This is a genomic window from Nostocoides sp. HKS02, assembly GCF_009707485.1.
GTDB lineage: Bacteria > Actinomycetota > Actinomycetes > Actinomycetales > Dermatophilaceae > Pedococcus.
The window spans coordinates 2,621,215-2,638,552 of record NZ_CP046121.1 but is presented as its reverse complement, the minus strand read 5'-3'; the positions used below and the strand labels follow the sequence as shown (position 1 = coordinate 2,638,552).

Annotated in this window: 17 protein-coding genes and 1 pseudogene; 11 read left to right on the top strand and 7 right to left on the bottom strand. The window is 71.6% G+C overall.

Annotated elements, in window-relative coordinates; translation table 11 throughout:
* Nucleotides 1-116 precede the first annotated feature (116 nt).
* From GKE56_RS12705 to GKE56_RS12690, 4 genes are read left to right on the top strand one after another with little or no spacing between them, the layout of a single operon-like run.
* Nucleotides 117-956 carry a glycerophosphodiester phosphodiesterase family protein gene (locus tag GKE56_RS12705; protein ID WP_230208957.1) on the top strand — a complete coding sequence of 280 codons (840 nt, stop codon included), beginning with the start codon at nt 117-119 and terminating at the stop codon, nt 954-956.
* Nucleotides 957-997: 41 nt separating this feature from the next.
* Complete coding sequence (locus GKE56_RS12700) at nt 998-1,669, top strand: ATP-binding protein (RefSeq protein ID WP_370518395.1); 672 nt, start codon at nt 998-1,000, stop codon at nt 1,667-1,669.
* Nucleotides 1,585-2,400: a DUF5926 family protein gene (locus GKE56_RS12695; RefSeq protein WP_154685787.1), complete on the top strand. Its 816-nt coding sequence runs from the start codon at nt 1,585-1,587 to the stop codon at nt 2,398-2,400. Before GKE56_RS12700 ends, GKE56_RS12695 begins: the two co-directional genes overlap by 85 nt.
* A gap of 12 nt (nt 2,401-2,412) precedes the next feature.
* Nucleotides 2,413-3,141: a glycosyltransferase family 2 protein gene (locus tag GKE56_RS12690; RefSeq protein ID WP_230208956.1), complete on the top strand. Its 729-nt coding sequence runs from the start codon at nt 2,413-2,415 to the stop codon at nt 3,139-3,141.
* A gap of 8 nt (nt 3,142-3,149) precedes the next feature.
* Here GKE56_RS12690 and GKE56_RS12685 read toward each other — a convergent pair whose 3' ends face one another.
* Entirely contained in the window at nt 3,150-5,336 is a 2,187-nt protein-coding gene (locus GKE56_RS12685) for a hypothetical protein (RefSeq protein WP_230208955.1), read from the bottom strand.
* On the opposite strand from GKE56_RS12685, the pseudogene GKE56_RS18325 reads away from it, so the two are divergent.
* Nucleotides 5,248-6,312 (top strand): annotated as a pseudogene (locus tag GKE56_RS18325) (glycosyltransferase 87 family protein); the annotation flags it as partial. The gene GKE56_RS12685 and the pseudogene GKE56_RS18325 sit on opposite strands and share 89 nt — an antisense overlap.
* Nucleotides 6,313-6,624: 312 nt before the next feature.
* Here GKE56_RS18325 and GKE56_RS12675 read toward each other — a convergent pair.
* Nucleotides 6,625-7,245 carry a TMEM165/GDT1 family protein gene (locus GKE56_RS12675; RefSeq protein WP_154684846.1) on the bottom strand — a complete coding sequence of 207 codons (621 nt, stop codon included), beginning with the start codon at nt 7,243-7,245 and terminating at the stop codon, nt 6,625-6,627.
* A 42-nt stretch (nt 7,246-7,287) separates the two neighbouring features.
* Between GKE56_RS12675 and GKE56_RS12670 the strand changes: the two genes are divergently transcribed.
* Together GKE56_RS12670 and pheA are read left to right on the top strand one after the other, a co-directional pair.
* Nucleotides 7,288-7,704 carry a DUF4446 family protein gene (locus GKE56_RS12670; RefSeq protein ID WP_230208954.1) on the top strand — a complete coding sequence of 139 codons (417 nt, stop codon included), beginning with the start codon at nt 7,288-7,290 and terminating at the stop codon, nt 7,702-7,704.
* Entirely contained in the window at nt 7,701-8,627 is a 927-nt protein-coding gene (gene pheA / locus GKE56_RS12665) for a prephenate dehydratase (RefSeq protein ID WP_154684845.1), read from the top strand. Before GKE56_RS12670 ends, pheA begins: the two co-directional genes overlap by 4 nt.
* A 14-nt stretch (nt 8,628-8,641) precedes the next feature.
* Here the strand turns inward: pheA and zwf are convergent, their stop codons facing one another.
* Genes zwf through GKE56_RS12645 form a run of 4 tightly spaced genes read right to left on the bottom strand, consistent with a single transcriptional unit; the run spans nt 8,642 to nt 12,625 of the window.
* The gene (gene zwf / locus GKE56_RS12660; protein ID WP_154684844.1) at nt 8,642-10,147 is read right to left on the bottom strand and encodes a glucose-6-phosphate dehydrogenase; all 1,506 of its coding nucleotides are present in this window, start codon (nt 10,145-10,147) and stop codon (nt 8,642-8,644) included.
* 26 nt (nt 10,148-10,173) lie between these two features.
* On the bottom strand, nt 10,174-10,872 hold the full coding sequence (locus GKE56_RS12655; protein ID WP_154684843.1) for a phosphatase PAP2 family protein: 699 nt from the start codon (nt 10,870-10,872) through the stop codon (nt 10,174-10,176).
* Complete coding sequence (locus GKE56_RS12650) at nt 10,809-11,513, bottom strand: phosphatase PAP2 family protein (RefSeq protein ID WP_154684842.1); 705 nt, start codon at nt 11,511-11,513, stop codon at nt 10,809-10,811. Before GKE56_RS12650 ends, GKE56_RS12655 begins: the two co-directional genes overlap by 64 nt.
* Nucleotides 11,513-12,625, bottom strand: a complete 1,113-nt coding sequence (locus GKE56_RS12645) for a diacylglycerol kinase family protein (RefSeq protein ID WP_230208953.1) — start codon at nt 12,623-12,625, stop codon at nt 11,513-11,515. The genes GKE56_RS12650 and GKE56_RS12645 overlap by 1 nt, the downstream gene beginning before the upstream one ends.
* A gap of 93 nt (nt 12,626-12,718) precedes the next feature.
* Here GKE56_RS12645 and GKE56_RS12640 point away from each other — a divergent pair, with 93 nt between their 5' ends.
* Nucleotides 12,719-13,270, top strand: a complete 552-nt coding sequence (locus tag GKE56_RS12640; protein WP_230208952.1) for a DinB family protein — start codon at nt 12,719-12,721, stop codon at nt 13,268-13,270.
* 2 nt (nt 13,271-13,272) lie between these two features.
* Here GKE56_RS12640 and GKE56_RS12635 read toward each other — a convergent pair whose 3' ends face one another.
* Nucleotides 13,273-13,920 carry a LysE family translocator gene (locus GKE56_RS12635; RefSeq protein WP_154684841.1) on the bottom strand — a complete coding sequence of 216 codons (648 nt, stop codon included), beginning with the start codon at nt 13,918-13,920 and terminating at the stop codon, nt 13,273-13,275.
* An 85-nt stretch (nt 13,921-14,005) separates the two neighbouring features.
* Here GKE56_RS12635 and serS point away from each other — a divergent pair, with 85 nt between their 5' ends.
* From serS to GKE56_RS12620, 3 genes are read left to right on the top strand one after another with little or no spacing between them, the layout of a single operon-like run.
* Nucleotides 14,006-15,268 (top strand): serine--tRNA ligase, encoded by a 1,263-nt coding sequence (gene serS, locus GKE56_RS12630; RefSeq protein WP_154684840.1) that lies wholly within the window; start codon nt 14,006-14,008, stop codon nt 15,266-15,268.
* Nucleotides 15,269-15,304: 36 nt separating this feature from the next.
* Nucleotides 15,305-16,516, top strand: a complete 1,212-nt coding sequence (locus tag GKE56_RS12625; protein ID WP_154684839.1) for an alpha-hydroxy acid oxidase — start codon at nt 15,305-15,307, stop codon at nt 16,514-16,516.
* 9 nt (nt 16,517-16,525) lie between these two features.
* Entirely contained in the window at nt 16,526-17,320 is a 795-nt protein-coding gene (locus GKE56_RS12620) for an HAD family hydrolase (protein ID WP_154684838.1), read from the top strand.
* Nucleotides 17,321-17,338: the final 18 nt, after the last annotated feature.

The following is a 17,338-nucleotide window of genomic DNA, read 5'->3' as shown; positions in this document are numbered from 1 at the left end:
GTGGGTCGTGTGCGGGTGCTGTGAGTCCGGAGTGGTGCAAGTCCGTCGCGCAGCCGGATGCCGCGCTCTGCGGCCATCGTGCCGCACGGGCACCCCGGGTGTGGAAGCATGGAACCGTGCTCGACGACGCCGTCTCCCGAGGCCTTGCCGTGACCAGCCGACACACCCCACTCGTCATCGCCCACCGCGGCTCCAGCCTGGCCGAACCCGAGCACACGCTCGCGGCCTACCTGCGCGCGATCGACGAGGGTGCGGACGCGCTGGAGTGCGACGTGAGGCTCACTGCCGACTCCCACCTGGTCTGCGTCCACGACCGGCGGGTCAACCGCACCTCCAACGGCCGCGGCACCGTGTCCACCCTCGAGCTGGCCGAGCTCGAGGGGCTGGACTGGGGGTCGTGGAAGGCCCTCCACCCCGACGACCAGGAGCTCCCCGACCGCGACCGCAACCGGTTGCTGACCCTGCGCAACCTGCTCACCACGATCACCGCGCACAGCGACCGGCCCCTGGGCCTGGCCATCGAGACCAAGCACCCGAACCGGTACGCCGGGCTCGTGGAGCGCGAGCTGGCCCGGATGCTGGCCGAGTTCGGCCTCGACGGCCGGCCCGGTCCGGGCAAGCCCTGGGTGCGCGTCATGTCGTTCAGCCAGCTCGCGGTGCAGCGGATGCGCCAGCTGTGCCCCGAGGTGCCTGCGGTGTTCCTCATGGAGGACTCGGTGCCGTTGCGCTTCCGTGACGGGTCCCTCCCGAAGGGCGTCCACACCGTCGGTCTGGACATCGAGATCCTGCGCCGGTGGCCCAAGACCGTCGAGCGCCAGAAGCGACACGGCCACGAAATCTTTGCCTGGACGGTCGATGAGCCGCAGGACGTCTCGCTGTGCCTCGACTTGGGTGTGGATGCGATCATCAGCAACCACCCACGTGCTGTTCTCGACGCTGTGCGGGCAACTCGATAGTCTCCTCGCGACCGTTGACCCATGATCGAGGACCTCAGGACATGACCGCTGCCTCACGCCGCGACCGGCCGGAACGCTCCGTGCCGTCGTCGTCTCCTCGGGGCGGTGACGTGTCGCGGACCATTCGGGTCCCGTGGAGCGCGGCTTCGGTGGCCGAGGTCCGCAAGACGGTCGTCGACGACCTGCAGACCCACGCCGTCACGCCCGCCGTCATCGACGAGGCGGAGATCGTGGTGTCCGAGCTGGTCTCCAACGCCATCCGCCACGCCCGCCCGCTGGCTGACGGCACCCTCCGGGTGCACTGGAAGGTCAAGGCCGGCGTGGTCGAGGTCGAGGTCACCGACGGTGGCAGCGAGAGCACCCCCGACCCGCGCCGCGCACGATCTGGGCGCCGTCGGGTCGTGGGCTGCGCATCGTCCGCAGCCTCGCCCACGAGTGGGGAGTCACCGAGGACCGCTCCGGGTCGACCGTCTGGGCGTCCCTCGGCGGACCCTCGCGGCGGCGCAGCCACTGAGCGGGTGCCCTCGGCGGGGCCACTAGGGTTTGCGCCATGGGTAAGGCATCGCGGCGTCGCAAGGGCGCAGACCACGGTTCGGCCGGCACGCCACGCGTCGAGCCGGCACCGTTCGTGCGACGCCCCTTCGAGGGGCTCCCGGGCGAGACCGACTGGGTCGCGATGCGCGAGATCCTGCCGGCCGCGACGGCGTCGGTGAGCTTTGCCCCGGGCAAGGCGCCCGACGGTGCCGCGACCGAAGCCACCGTCGCGACCGTCCTGCCGCTCGCGTGGCCGGGCCTGCACCGGGCCGACGGCACGGTCTTCGTCGGCACGCAGTCGGGGTCGATGTCGGGCGACGCCTCCCGCGACCTCGCGATCGCCCTCCTGGCCGCCGCCACCGCCGAGACCGGGACGCCGGTCGTCAGCACGCCGCCGGCCACCGCGGACTCACCGCGGCTGCAGGACCTGCTCGACCTGTCGGCGCCCCTCGAGGTGACGATCCACGACGGGTTCGACTTCTGGGTCGGCGAGACCGAGCTCGACGACGAGGGCAAGGCCTCGCTGGAGCGCGCGAACGAGTCGGTCATCCCGACCACCAAGCTGGCCGCGGCGGACTCGGCATACTGGTGCCGCATCGGCGAGCGCACCCACCTGCGCCTCGTGCTGCCCGACGACGAGGACCTCGCCACCGACGCCCTGGCCCGGCTCCACGCCGCTGGTGACAGCGGCCTCGGCGACGACACGCGCCTGCTCGGCGCGTTCCGCGCCTCGGGGCTCCTGGTGCCGGTGTGGGACCTCCACCCGGACCGCTCCGGCCCTGACTACGAGGACGCCCTGGCGGCGTTCATGAGCCGGTATGCCGCGGCGCTCGCCTCGACCGAGAGCCTCACTGCCGAGCAGCGCCGGGCCCGCTCGGGGCTACTGAGCCGCCAGGTCACCCTGCGCTGATGGCTGGCTGAGGTGTCGGCCACCGTCGCCGCGGTCATCGCGGCCAAGGACGAAGCCCAGCGGATCGCCGCGACGGTCCGCGCCGTCGCCGCGATCCCGGGCATTGACCTCGTGGTCGTGGTCGACGACGGCAGCAGGGACCGCACGGCGGAGCTGGCCCGCGAGGCCGGCGCCGAAGTCGTGCGTCACGCCCGAAACCGCGGCAAGGCGGCGGCGATGACGACCGGGGCCGACTACGTGGCGCGACACGAGTCGGTCGAAGCCGCCGGGGTCACGGCGCGCCCGCTGCTGTTCGTCGACGGCGACCTCGAGGCCTCGGCAGGCAACGTCCGCGTCCTCGTGCCGCCGGTGGTGCAGGGTCGGGCCGACATGACGATCGCGACCCTGCCGCCCCAGAAGTCCAGGGGAGGTGGCCGGGGGTTCGTCGTCCGCCTGGCCCGCCGCGGGATCGAGGACCTCACGGGGTTCCAGGCGGTGCAGCCGTTGTCGGGCATGCGGTGCCTGACCCGGGCAGCCTTCGACTCGGCCAGCCCCCTCGCGCGCGGGTGGGGGGTCGAGGTCGGGCTCACCGTCGACGTGCTGCTCGCCGGACTGCGGGTTGAAGAGGTCCCCTGCGAGCTCCACCACCGAGTTAGTGGTGCCGACTGGCGCGGACAGCTTCACCGGGCCCGCCAGTACCGCGACGTCGCCCTCGCGCTGGTACACCGCCGGACCCGGCGGCGGCTGCGCCGCGTCGCCTGAGGGCGTGGTCAGGCGCGTCGCTGGGAGCGGGTTGAAGCCGTGGTCCGCGCCTCGTCCTCGAGCACCCGCACGCTGATCGCGATGACGAGTGGGATGCCGATGATCGCGCCGTTGGCGGGGATCGCGACGCCGGAGTCGTTGATGGCGAACCCGATGGTGAGCATGACCAGGAGCGCGATCAGGCCCGGGCGCAGGGTGGGGCACGCCTCGAAGGAGCGCCGCAGTGATCGCGACCCGCGCGAGGTCGGCCGGGCCAGCAGGACGATGGCCACCGCGAGCCCGACGGGCGCGAGCAGCGCGAGGGGGGTGCTGAACAGGATCGAGACGTTCTGGTCGAGCTTGCGGGACACGATGTCAAAGGCGCCGCCGTCGATCATCGACTGGATGAACCGCCCCAGGTGGGAGCGCGAGTCCGGCGGCCGCAGCCAGTCGAGGAACCCGACCAGTAGGAACAGCCCCACTGTCGTGCACCCGACGAGCAGGCCCCGCTTCCACGTCATCCGGATGCCGAGGATGGCCAGCGCGAGGTAGGCCAGGGCCGGGAGCAGGGACGGGGGGCCGCCGCCGTCGGCACCCCAGCTCGGGGCGCCGTCCACCACCACCGCAGCGAGGCCGATGGCGAGGGCAGCCCCCGCTGCGACGCGCGGTCGGCCCTGGCGCACGTAGTGCCCCGAGACGGCGATGGCCAGCAGCAACGCAGCGGTCGCGAACAGGGCGAACGTCACGTTGCCCATGCCGTAGTAGCGCCCGCCCACCACCGGCTGCAGCCCCAGCAGTGAGGACACCTGCAGGTGGGACCCGAGGATGACATCGCCCCCGAGGACGAGCACCGTGACGAGGGCGACGATCGCGGTGGGCCCGGTCAGGTGGCGCGACCACGGCCCGAGCAGCGCGATCGCGGAGATCAGGGCCACGAAGACGCCGACGGACAGGACGATCGCGAGCATCGGTGAGCTGGAGCGCCACCACGGGAAGAGGTTGGCGAGGAAGGTCGAGGCCGGCACGGTCGCACCGACCACGGCAACCCGACCCACGACGCGCAGCATCCGGCGCCGTTGGTCGCTCGACCCGAGCCTCGTCCGCCACACCAGCGCAGCCAGCAGGTAGATGGCCAGCTGGCTGTAGACGACGGCGTCGAAGAACGGCGGGACGAGGTCATGCACCTTGTGGCTCGCCTGGTCGAAGTCCAGGAGCTGACGCAGCCGACCCTGTGCCGCGGCAGCGGAGTTGCCGTCGACCGATCCGCGCTCGAGCGGGGCGCCCCCCAGGTCGGTCGGGATCGGGACGGTGCCGGCTGTCAGCAGGGTCACGGTGAGGTCCGGCGCCTGGACCAGGCCGGTCTGCCGGGTGGACGGCGAGAAGAGCGTGCCCGAGGCGTAGTCGGGTCCCTTGGCGGCCACAAGTCGCAGTCGCTCGCTGCGCCCGGCGTCGGACAGGCTCGCGACGACCAGGTCCGAGCCACTGGGGGCGGCCGCGAGCACCTCGCCGATCCGGGCGTCGATGGCCTTGACCTGGTCCGACCGGCTGCCGCTCGGAGGCGGTTGTTCGCCGGCCGGGACGTCCTGGGGGTCACGCAGCGACCCCACGTCGACCAGCGTCACGCGGCAGCGCGACAGCAGCCCAGTGAGCTGGGCGGGGTCGAACGCGGCATACCGGGGCACTGCACCGGAGGTGTAGGCGGCGGCGACCCCCGCGCCCGGGCCGACGGCCTGCACGCACTGGCCGTGGCTGGCGAGCTGCTCGCCGAGCGAGCCGAGGTGCGAGCCGAACTTGGTCGCGGCCGCCGCACGGACGTAGGTGTCCCAGCCCGGGACGAACCCGCCGTCGACGACGGGGATGGCCGGGCAGGGGTAGGCCGGCGTGCGTTCGCCGCCCGCCGCCGGCGCGGGAGCAGCCGCACGGTCACCCGCGGACAGGCTCAGCCACCCGTCGACGGGGCAGGTGTTGGTGAACACCGAGCGCACCGTGAGGGCCGCGGTCGAGCCGTCACGCAGGAAGGACCAGAGGGCGGGGGTGTTTCGGGCGGACACGTCGCTCCAGGCCAGCCCGCCGGTCCCGACGAGGATGATGGGGCTCGTCGGACCGGTCTGGGTCTTGGTGGGAGCGATGGAGGTCGCGGAGGCCGCGCTGGGAACCAGCAGGCCGCACCCCGCCGTGAGCAGGCCGACGAGCAGGATCAGGGCGCGGCGGGTCACCGGTACAGGTTACGGGGCGGGGGCACGCCACAATGGTCACGTGAGCACCGCGACCTCGACCGTCCCCGTGTCCGCAGGTCGTGCCCGGCGGCTGCGGTCGCTGGCGCGGCGCATCGCGGCGTGGAGCCCCCGGGCTCGCTGGACGCTGGCAGTCGTCCTCATCCTCGCCGCGGCGGCCATCCCCGTGCTGCGCTACCTCGTGTTCTGGCCGCTCGACCAGTGGCAGGTCGACGTCGAGGTCTACCGCGAGGCCGGCGTGTCGATCCTCACCGGCCGCCCCGTCTACTCCGCGATGACCGAGGCGCCCCAGCTGCTCCCGTTCACCTACCCCCCGTTCGCTGCCGTGATCGCGATCCCCTTGGCCTTCCTCCCGTTCGGGGTCGTCGGCTGGCTGTGGACCGCGGCCCAGATCGCGGCCACCACCGCGATCGTCTGGTATGCCGGGTGGCGCCTCATCCACCGCACCGGACCGCTCGTGCCGCTCACCCTCGCGCTGCTCACCGCACCCATGCTGTGGCTCCAGCCGGTGTCCGATGGGATCAGGTTCGGTCAGGTCAACGCGTTCATGGTGCTGGCGTGCCTGATGGACCTGCGCCAGCCGCGACCCGGCCTGCTGCGGCGGGTGCCGGCGGGGGTGCTCGTCGGGCTGGCGATGTCGATCAAGCTGACGCCGGGCGTCTTCGTCGTCCACTACCTCATCAACCGGCGCTGGCGTGAGGCCATCACCGCGGTCGTGACCGCTATCGTCGTCACGGTCGGCGCCTGGGTGCTGCTGCCCGAGGCGTCGTTCGCGTTCTGGGGTGGCGCCCTGCAGGACCCCAGCCGGCTCGGGCCCAACAGCGGTACGTCCAACCAGAGCATCCGCGGCTTCCTGCTGCGCGTCGGCCCGAGCGGGCTGCCCGGCGACGTGCTCTGGATCGCCCTGATCGCCGTCGTCGGGGTCGTGGGGTTCTCCCTGGCGCGACGGGCCTACCGGCTGGGCGACTCGATCAGCGAGGTCGCCGCGGTGGGTCTCATGGCGGTGCTGTTGTCGCCGGTCGCGTGGATCCACCACCTGCACTGGATGGTCGTCGTCGTCTTCGCGATCCTCGGCGCCGACCCGCTGCGTGACCGCCGACGGCTGTATGCCGGGGCGCTGGTCACGGTGTTCTTCCTCTTCCGGATGCCGTGGTGGGGCATCTCGTGGCTCAGCCACCCCGAGCTGCCCGCGTGGCCGGGCCGGATCATGCAGAACTCCGACACGTTCTTCACCCTGGCGGCCCTGGCCCTGCTCTGGTGGGCGCTGCACTCAGGCGCCGAGCACGCCCGCGATCTGAAGCACGCTCAGCAGGGCCAGCAGCAGGCACACGCCACCGCCGAAGCGGCGGATCGTACTCAGCCGCACCCGGGTGAGCAGCGCGCGACCGATGATCGCGCCCAGCGCCGACACGGTGGCCAACGCGAGGAAGGCGCCGAGGAAGACCGACAGCGGCTGGTGGAAACGCAGCACCATCGAGGCCGTCAGCAGCTGTGACAGGTCGCCCCACTCGGCGAGGAACAACACCGAGAAGGACACCGCGATCGCCTTGAGCCCCACGGCGCTCGCGGGCCCCTTGTGGGCGAACTCCTCCTCGGTCTCCTGCTCCTCCTCGTCGGCCTTGCCCGCGCCGCGCAGGAGCAGGATGCCGCCGAGCAGGAACATCCCCGCGGCGAAGATCTCGACCGGGCGCTTGGGCAGCTGGGCCAGCAGGCCACCGACAGTGACCGCCACGACGGTCTGCACGAGGAACGCCAGCACGACCCCGATCCAGACGAACAGCGGCCGGAAACGGGTGGCGAGCACCAGCGTGGCGATGAAGGTCTTGTCGGGGAGCTCGACGAGGAAGATGGCGCCGAACACGATGGCGACGGTGATGAGGTCAAGTTCCATATCGCGTCGACTCTATCGACGCGCCCCCAATACGCTGAGCCGGTGCCCGATCCGCAGCTGACCTCCGTCGTCGCGATCAGTGTCGCCGTGGCGGCGCTGGCCGTGGCGGTCATCACCCTGGTCCGGCTGGCCAGGATGAGCGCCCGGCTGCGGCACCACGAGGGTCAGCGGCCGGTCGGGTCCGGTGACCTGGCCGCCCTCCGGGCCGACATCGCGCAGGCCCTACGCCACGTCGCGGTGGTGCGCTACGACGCCTTCGGCGACATGGGCGGCCGGCTGTCGTTCAGCGCCGCCCTGGTCGACGACCGCGGCGACGGGCTGGTCTTCTCCTCGATCCACGCCCGCGGCGAGTCCCGCACCTACGCCAAGGGGGTCGTCGGTGGCCGCTCCGACGCGACCCTGACCCCCGAGGAGCAACAAGCCCTCGCCTCGGCCCGCACCGGACAGGAGAACGCGTGACCACCTACGCCTACCTCGGGCCGGCCGGCACGTTCACCCAGATGGCGCTGGACGCCTGGGCGCCCGCTGCCGGGGCTGAGCACCGCCCGTGCGGCTCGGTCGACGCGGCGCTCGCGCTGCTGCGCTCGGGCGAGGTCGACGGTGCCATGGTCCCCATCGAGAACTCCGTCGAGGGCGGCGTCAGCGCGACCCTCGACGCCCTCTCCAGCGGAGACCCGCTCGTGGTCGTCGCCGAGGTGCTCGTGCCGATCACCTTCGTGCTGGCGGCCAGGCCCGGTATGCCGCTCGGCCAGGTCCGCGCGGTGGGCACCCACAGCCACGCCTGGGCGCAGGTCCGGGGCTGGATGGAGGCGACGGTGCCGGACGCCGCCTACGTCCCGACGCTGTCCACCGCCGCGGCGGCGGCTGCCCTGGCGGGCGAGGGCGAGCACGCGGCATACGACGCGGCGGTGTGCGCGCCGGTCGCCGCCCGCAACCACGGGCTCACCGTGCTGGCCGAGAACATCGGTGACAACGCCGCCGCGGTCACGCGGTTCGTGCTGGTGTCGCGCCCCGGGGCGCTTCCCGAACGGACCGGCGCGGACAAGACGACCTTGGTGCTGTTCCAGCGGGACGACCATGCCGGCGGCCTGCTCGAGCTGCTGGAGCAGTTCGCCGTTCGCGGGATCAACCTGTCGCGCCTGGAGTCGCGCCCGACCAAGGACTCGATGGGCAGCTACTGCTTCTCGATCGACATCGAGGGTCACGTGCTCGACGAGCGGGTGGGCGAGGCGCTGCTCGGCCTCAAGCGGGTGTGCGCCGAGGTTCGGTTCCTCGGCAGCTATCCGGCCGCCCACGGCACGGCGGTCCGGGTCACACCGCACACCAGCGACGAGGCGTTCGGCGAGGCGCGCGCCTGGCTGCGCTCCCTGCGTAGCTCCTAACCTGCGGCCCGCGGCTACTTCTTCTCGCGCCAGACCCGCTCGAACGGCAGCCGCCACGCGTGCGGCGCAACGAGCTGGTGGATGGCGTTCGGGCCCCACGTGCCGGCGGGGTAGGGCTTGGCCTCCGGGGGGTTGTCGAGCAACGGCTGGGAGCGTTCCCACAATGACTCGATGCCCTCGGCGGTCGTGAACAGCGTGTGGTCGCCACGCATGGCGTCGAGGATGAGCCGTTCGTACGCCTCGAGGACGTCGCCGGCGCGCTCGGTCTCCTGGGTGGAGAACTGCATCGAGATCTTCTCCAGACGCATGCCGGGCCCCGGGCGCTTGCCGTAGAACGACAGCGACACCTTGGACTCGTCGGCCAGGTCGAAGGTGAGGTGGTCCGGACCGGCCGAGCCGACCCCTGAGTTGGGCGGGAACATCGACCGCGGGGCCTCCTTGAACGCGATCGAGATGATGCGGGCGCCCTCGGCCATCTTCTTGCCGGTGCGCAGGTAGAACGGCACGCCGGCCCAGCGCCAGTTGTCGAGCCCGCACTTGAGCGCGATGAACGTCTCGGTGTCGGAGTCCGGCGCCACCCCGGGCAACGAGGTGTACCCGGCGAACTGTCCGCGGACGACGTGGGAGGGGTCGATCGGGAGCAGCGACCGGAAGACCTTGTTCTTCTCCTCGGAGATGGCCCGCGGCTCCAGCGCGGTCGGGGGCTCCATGGCGACGAAGGCCATGACCTGGAACAGGTGGGTGACGACCATGTCCTTGTAGGCGCCGGTGGACTCGTAGAAGTTGGCCCGCTGGTCCAGGCCGAGGGTCTCGGGGATGTCGATCTGGACGTGGTCGATGAAGTTGCGGTTCCAGATCGGCTCGAACAGGCCGTTGGCGAACCGGAACGCCAGGATGTTCTGCGCGGCCTCCTTGCCGAGGAAGTGGTCGATGCGGAAGATCTGGTCCTCGGCGAAGGTCTCGTGCACCGTGTCGTTGAGCACGATCGCGCTGGCCAGGTCGGTGCCGAAGGGCTTCTCCATGACCACCCGTGAGCGGCTCACCAGGTCGGCCTCGCGCAGCATCTGCAGGACGGCGAGGGCAGCCTTGGGCGGCACCGAGAGGTAGTGCAGCCGGCGTGCGTCGGGTCCGAGAGCCTCCTCGGCGCGGTCGACGGCGGCGCGCAGCGGTCCCGGACCGGCCGTCTGCGGGATGTAGTGGAGGGTGTCATCGAACCGGTCCCACTGCTCGGTGGTGAGGGGGTGGGTGGCGAACTCGTCGACCGCCTCCTTGGCGAAGGTCCGGAACTCCTCGTCGCTCATGTCCTCCAGGGAGGTGCCGATGACCCGGATGTCGGGAGCGAGCTCGGAGGCGGCGAGGTGCGCGAGACCGGGCAGCAGCTTGCGCCGGGCGAGGTCACCGGTCGCGCCGAACAGGACGATGACGTGCGGGTCGGCGCGCTCCACGGCGTTGCGGGCCGACCTCCTCTCCGACGCGGGGTAGGAGATCGTCTGGGGGCGGGGCCGGGTTGGTACGGACACCTCTCGATCCTGTCACCGTGCCGACCTCAGCGCACGGCATTGGCTTTCGCTGGTTCCGGGTTGGGCTCGACCGAGCGGGCACGCTGGCGGTACCAGCCGTACGCCAGGAGGGCGCAAAGCACACCGTTGAGCATGCCGACGACGACGTCGGTGACGTGGTGCATCCCCCGGTAGAGGCGGGCGTAGGACACGAAGAAGGGCACCACCATGCACACCACGGACGTCAGCCAGCGCAGCCACGCCCGCTCGATCCGCATCGCCAGCAGGGTGAACGAGAGGTAGAGCGCGAACGCGGCCCCCACGTGCCCGCTGGGGTAGCTCGAGGTGGGCGGGGCCGGGTCGAGCTTGGGCACGTCGGGGCGAGGCCGCCCGATGAAGTTGGTGGCGATGACGAAGATCGTGGCCTGCAGGGCGATGGCGATCGCGGGGACCACCGAGAACCGCCAGTCGCGGGTGCGCCACACGAGGATGGCCACCACGACGACGCAGACGCCGATGATGATCTCGGTGTTGCCCAAGTGGGACCACACAGCGGTGATGGAGTTCCACACCGGGGTGCGGTGCTGCGCCAGGTCCTTGCTGACGCTCTCTTCGTCGTGCGAGAGGGGGAGCAACGGCCCCTTGAGGAGCAGTCCGACGCCGACGATCGCCCCCCAGAGGACTATGCCGGGTGCGACGGCCCGGAAGAGGAAGTCGCGGGCGTCCTGCCGATGAAACCGAGCCATGAGGAGAACGTAATACCCAAACCGAGAATCCACCCGGCCAACACGTCCGAAGGGAAGTGCACGCCGAGGAAGATCCGGTCCAGGCCCACCGCCACCGACGCGAGGACCGCGAGGGTGATCGCGAGCCGGCGTCCAGCCGCCGACATCAGCGGCCACAGCAGGAACACCATCACGGTGGCGATGACCGTCGTGTTGAACGCGTGCCCCGAGGGGAACGAGTAGCCCGGGGCGTGGGAGATCGGGTCCTTGATGACGGGGCGCGCGCGCTGCACGAGGAGCTTGGCGTCGAGCCCGAGGTTCCAGGAGACCATCATCGTCACGATCGCCCACAGCGCGCGGTTGCGCAGGCCCCGGAACTTCCAGGCCCAGAGGGCGACCAGCACGGCCACGACGTAGACCCGGACCGGCTGGCTGATCTCCTGGAGGGCGATCAGCCCACCCTTGGCGCCAGCGCTCCGGGTGGCGTTGGTGGCCGCGATGATGAGGTCCTCGTCGGCGTGCACGAGGGGGTCGAACTTCTGCCGCACGGCGAACGCCAGCAGCAGCACGGGGACCAGGAACAGCACCATCGCGACGATGGCGCGCACCAGCCGCCCGACCCGGGAGAGGGCTGGCCCTGCCGACTGCGCCTCGCGTGCCATCAGCGCGGCGATCCGACGCGCACGACCAGGGCCGAGGGCACGACCTCTGCGGTGATGGCGCGCGCCTTGCCGAGGGTGTCGCCGTCGATCTGGACCTCCTGGGGCCGGTCGGCGCGCACCTTGATGGTGGTGCTCGTGTAGTGGTCGACGCGCTGGTGTCCCTTGCGCCGCTTCGAGGCCAGCCGGGCGGCGATGGCTGCCCAGCCGACGACCCCCTTGGGCGAGAGGATCACCATGTCGAGCTGGCCGTCGTCGAGCTCTGCCTCGGGCATGAGCACCAGGCCGCCGAGCAGCTTGCCGCAGTTGCCGACGACGACGGTGCGGGCGCGGCGGGTGAACTCCTCGTGGTCGTCCACCGTCACCCGGATCTTGAACTGCGGGCCACGCAGGTTGCGGGCACCCGACACGACGTATGCCGCCGGGCCCACCTTCGCCTTCAGCTTCTCCGGGGCGTCGGCCATGATCGCGGCGTCGAACCCGAGCCCGGCCATGACGAGGAAGATGTGCTGCTCGGGCCGGTGGTCCTCGCCGCTGGTGTCGAGGGTGAGCCGGCCGACGTCGACGCGCGTGTTCTGACCGGTGAGGGCCACCCGAAGGGCGTCGCCCAGGTCGTCGTAGGGCAGGTCGAGGTTGCGGGCCAGCAGGTTGCCGGTGCCCCCCGGGAGCAGCCCCATCGGGGTCTCCGTGCCGACCAGCGCCGCAGCCACCGCCCGGACCGTGCCGTCGCCGCCCAGTGCGCAGACGAGGTCGACACCCTGGGCGACCGCGTCGCGGGCCTGGCCGGTACCGGGGTCCTTCTCGGTGGTGAGGATGTAGAGGGGTTCGGACCAGCCGTGCGAGACCGACTGCTCGGTGATTCGGCGGCGCACCGCGTCGAGGTCGTCGAACTTGGTCGGGTTGATGATGATCGCGGCCCGGCGGGTGGGGCTGTCGGACACCGAGCCCTCCGGGCGGAACTCGTTGCGGTGCGGGCGGCGACCCCACCGTCGGGGGCGATGGGTGCCCCGACCGGCCTTTACCCGCATCCCGGCCCAGCCCGCGATGCCCAGTGCGAGCACGACGACGACAGCGACCGCCACGAGGGCGACCCAGCCGGAGTGATCACGAAGCACGGGGCGACGTTACCTCACGGTAAGTGCAGGTCAGGGGCGCTCGCCCGGGGCTGGACGCGCAAACCCCGCGAGCGATCCGACTAGCGTGGGCCCGTGACCGACCACGAGCAGGCTGCCCATGACCAGCTGACGATCGTCCCCGACGACAAGGACTGGACGTGGACGCTGCTGCGGACCTGCCCGGACTGTGGCTTCGAGGCGGCGCGGGTGCCCGCGAAGGACCTGGCGGCGCAGATCCTCGAGCTCACCGCTGCGTGGGAGACGGTGCTCGCGCGGGCCACGGTCCGAGACCGACCCGCGCCCGGGGTGTGGTCACCCCTGGAGTACGGGTGTCACGTCCGGGACGTGTGCCGGGTCTTCGAGGGGCGCGTCCACCTGATGCTCGCCGAGGACGGACCGGCGTTCCCCAACTGGGACCAGGACGAGACCGCGGTGGCGCAGCGGTATGCCGAGCAGGACCCGGCCGTGGTCAGCGCGGAGCTGACCGCCGCGGCGCGCGACGCCTCGGCGGCCTTTGCCTCGGTCGGCGAGGACGACTGGCAGCGCCGCGGCCTGCGCAGCAACGGGTCCGAGTTCAGCGTGCTCACCCTGGGTCAGTACTTCCTGCACGACCTGGCCCACCACCTCGTCGACGTCGGCGCCTGAGCTCAGGCCGGCCGTTCCGGGTGGCCGGTGAGGGCGGCGGCGCCACCCATGGCGAGGAAGATCCCGCCACTGACGAACCTCTGCCGGTCCACGGCCTTCGGGTGCCGCTGCAGCCACTGGCCGACGCTGCCCGCCGAGAGGGCGTAGGTGCTGTCGAAGACGAGGCCGATGACGACGAAGACCGCACCCAGGACGAGCACCTGCGACCAGACCGGGCCCGATCCGGCCGATCCCTGGTGCACGAACTGCGGGAAGAAGGCGAGGAAGAACACCGCCGTCTTCGGGTTGGAGATGCCGACCAGGTAGGCGTCGGCGAAGGCGCGTAGCGGCCCCGAGACGGGGGCTGCCGCCAGGGCGAAGTGACCGCGCGCGCGAAACTCCCGGACGGCGAGGTAGACGAGGTATGCCGCGCCGGCATACTTCACGATCGAGAAGGCCAGCACCGACGAGCTGATCAGTGCGGACAGCCCGAACGCGGTGAGCAGCACCATCGTCGCCGTGGCGGCCTCGATGCCCAGGGTCGAGGCGAGCGCCAGCCGCCGCCCCTGCCCGATGCCTCGCGAGACGAGGAAGAGCATGGCGGGACCGGGCAGCAGGATCAGCGCCGTCGCCGCGAGGGCGAACGACGCGAGGGTGGAGGCGGACGGCATACGCCAAGGATCGGGCCGGGACCCTGCGGTCGGCAACGGGGAATCGCGTGGCGGACGGCCCCCGACCGCTCGCTAGGCTGACCCGGTGATCGACATCAAGCTCCTGCGTGAGGACCCGGACCGTGTCCGGGCGAGCCAGCGCGCCCGCGGTGAGGACGACGGGATCGTCGACGCGATCCTCACGGCGGAGCAGGCCCGCCGCGCCTCCCTGACCGAGTTCGAGCAGCTGCGGGCCGAGCAGAAGTCGATGGGCAAGCAGGTAGCCCAGGCGCAGGGCGACGCCAAGCAGGCGCTGCTCGCGCAGTCCAAGGAGGTCGCGGCGCGGGTCAAGGCGCTGCAGGCCCAGGCCGAGACCGCCGAGGCGCAGCTCGACACCCTGCTGCGCCAGCTCGGCAACATCGTCGAGGACGGCGTGCCGGTCGGGGGCGAGGACGACTACGTCGTGCTCGAGACGGTCGGAGACATCCCTGAGTTCGACTTCGAGCCACGCGACCACCTCGCCCTCGGGGAGTCGCTCGCCGCCATCGACATGGAGCGCGGCGCCAAGGTGGCCGGGTCGCGGTTCTACTTCCTCACCGGTGTCGGTGCCCGACTCGAGCTCGCGCTGCTGAACATGGGCATCGCCCAGGCCGTCGAGCACGGCTTCACCCCGATGATCACGCCCACGCTGGTCAAGACCGACGTCATGGCGGGGGCCGGCTTCATCGACAAGCACGCCGACGAGGTCTACCGGCTCGAGGCCGATGACCTCTTCCTCACGGGCACCTCGGAGGTGGCTCTCGCCGGCTACCACGCCGACGAGATCCTCGACCTCTCGGCGGGACCCAAGCGGTATGCCGGGTGGTCGGCCTGTTACCGCCGCGAGGCCGGGTCGCACGGCAAGGACACCCGCGGCATCATCCGCGTGCACCAGTTCCACAAGGTCGAGATGTTCACCTACTGCCGGGTCGAGGACGCCGCCGCCGAGCACCAGCGGCTGCTGTCCTGGGAGAAGGAGATGCTCGCCAAGATCGAGGTGCCCTACCGCGTCATCGACACGGCGGCGGGCGACCTCGGTGGACCCGCGGCCCGCAAGTTCGACTGCGAGGCGTGGGTCCCCACGCAGGGCCGCTACCGCGAGCTCACCTCGACGTCGAACTGCACGACGTACCAGGCGCGCCGCCTGAACACCCGCGAGCGGGACCCACAGGGCTCTGGCACCCGCGCCGTCGCGACCCTCAACGGCACCTTGGCGACCACCCGGTGGCTGGTGGCCATCCTCGAGAACCACCAGCAGGCCGACGGGTCGGTGGTCGTCCCGAAGGCGCTGCAGCCGTTCCTCGGCCTCGAGGTCCTCAAGCCCGTCTGACCCCCGACGACTGACCTCCGGTCGTAGGTTGGGTGGGTGAGCGATCGCCAGCTGCCGAAGTGGTCTGAGCTGCGTCCGCTGCTGCGCCCCAAGCGGTTCGAGCTCGACCCGCGACGACGGCGGCTCGACTCCGCGCTGACGATCGCGGACCTGCGCGAGGTCGCGCGACGGCGGACGCCGCGATCGGTGTTCGACTACACCGACGGTGCCGCCGAGCAGGAGCTGAGTCTGCGTCGGGCCCGAGCGACCTTCGCGGGCCTGGAGTTCCGGCCCTCCGTGCTGCGCGATGTCGGCGACATCGACACCACGACCACCGTGCTCGGCGCGCCCTCGGCCCTGCCGTTCGGGTTCGGTCCCACCGGGTTCACCCGGATGATGCAGCACGAGGGTGAGGTGGCCGTGGCCCGCGTCGCCGAGCGCGTGGGTATCCCCTACGGCTTGTCCACCCTGGGCACGACGTCGATCGAGGCCGTCGCGGCCGCTGCCCCGAACGCGCGCCGCTGGTTCCAGCTGTACGTCTGGCGCGACCACGGTGCCGCCGAGGACCTCATGCGTCGCGCCGAGGCAGCCGGTTACGAGGCGCTGATCCTCACGGTCGACGTGCCCGTCGCCGGGGCGCGGCTGCGCGACACCCGCAACGGTTTCTCGATCCCGCCGGCGCTGTCGGCCCGCACGGTCCTCGACGGCGCACGGCATCCGAGCTGGTGGCTGAACTTCCTCACCACCGAACCCCTGCGCTTTGCCAGCCTCGACCGGTGGGACGGGACGGTCGCCGAGATGATGAACGCGCTCTTCGACCCCACGATGACCCTGCGCGACCTGGAGTGGGTGCGGGCCACCTGGCGCGGTCCGCTCATCGTCAAGGGAGTCCAGACGGTCGACGACGCCCGATTGGTGCTCGCCGCTGGCGCCGACGCCATCGTGCTGTCCAACCACGGGGGCCGTCAGCTCGACCGCGCACCCGTTCCGGTGCGGCTGCTGCCCGACGTCCGCGAGGCCGTGGGCGATGGCGCCGAGGTGCTCGTCGACACCGGCGTCATGGCCGGCTCGGATGTCGTGGCAGCCGTGGCCCTCGGCGCCACCGCAGTGCTCGTGGGCCGGGCCTACCTCTACGGGCTGATGGCAGGTGGTGAGCAGGGCGTCCAGCGCGCCGCCGACATCCTCACGGCGGAGGTGCGCCGGACGATGGCGCTGCTCGGCGCCCCGCGGATCGCGGACCTCGGTCTGCAGCACGTCCGCCTTCCGTAGGCTCGGCCCATGACTGTCCCGCACCTCGTCGCCCTCGATGTCGACGGCACGACCATCAACCATGCCGGCGAGCTGTCCCCTGCGGTGCGCGCGGCGGTGCAGGAGGTCGTCGCGGCAGGTCATCACCTCATCGTCTCGACCGGTCGCTCGATCGTCGCGACGACGATGATCCTCGACGAGCTGGGTGTCTTCAGCGGGTATGCCGTCTGCTCCAACGGCGCGGTCACCCTCGAGTTGGATCCGTTGGAACACAAGGGCTTTCGCATCATCGACTCGGTGACCTTCGACCCTGCCCCCGCGCTCAACCTGCTCCGTGCCGAGTGGCCCGACGCGGTCGTGGCGGTCGAGGAGCTTGGCGTGGGGTTCAAGCTGAGTGCGCCCTTCCCCGACGGTGAGCTCCAGGGCGAGCTGCGCGTGGTGCCGTGGGATGAGCTGGTGGCCGAGCCGGTGACCCGCGTGACGTTCAGGGCGCCCAACGGCACGGCCGAGGACTTCCTGGCGCTCACCGAGCGGATCGGGCTGCACGGGGTGAGCTACGCCGTCGGGTTCAGCGCGTGGCTCGACCTCAACCCCGAAGGCGTCTCGAAGGGGTCGGCGCTCGAGCTCCTGCGGCGCCGGCTCGGGATCGACCCCCGGTACACCCTCGCGGTGGGCGACCAGCGCAACGATGTCGAGATGCTGCAGTGGGCGGCCCGCGGGGTGGCGATGGGCAATGCGCCCGACTCGGTCAAGGCGGTGGCCGACGAGGTCACCCTCGACGTCGACGAGGACGGCCTCGTCCCCGTGTTGCGGTCGCTGCTCTAGCGCTGGCTCCGGCGCCAG

What these genes read in the sequence shown, in the direction of transcription:
- GKE56_RS12700 (WP_370518395.1), top strand. Translation starts at nt 998, where the DNA reads ATGACCGCTGCCTCACGCCGCGACCGGCCGGAACGCTCCGTGCCGTCG.
- GKE56_RS12675 (WP_154684846.1), bottom strand. Translation starts at nt 7,245, where the DNA reads ATGGAACTTGACCTCATCACCGTCGCCATCGTGTTCGGCGCCATCTTC.
- GKE56_RS12655 (WP_154684843.1), bottom strand. Translation starts at nt 10,872, where the DNA reads ATGGCTCGGTTTCATCGGCAGGACGCCCGCGACTTCCTCTTCCGGGCC.
- GKE56_RS12650 (WP_154684842.1), bottom strand. Translation starts at nt 11,513, where the DNA reads ATGGCACGCGAGGCGCAGTCGGCAGGGCCAGCCCTCTCCCGGGTCGGG.
- GKE56_RS12635 (WP_154684841.1), bottom strand. Translation starts at nt 13,920, where the DNA reads ATGCCGTCCGCCTCCACCCTCGCGTCGTTCGCCCTCGCGGCGACGGCG.
- GKE56_RS12620 (WP_154684838.1), top strand. Translation starts at nt 16,526, where the DNA reads ATGACTGTCCCGCACCTCGTCGCCCTCGATGTCGACGGCACGACCATC.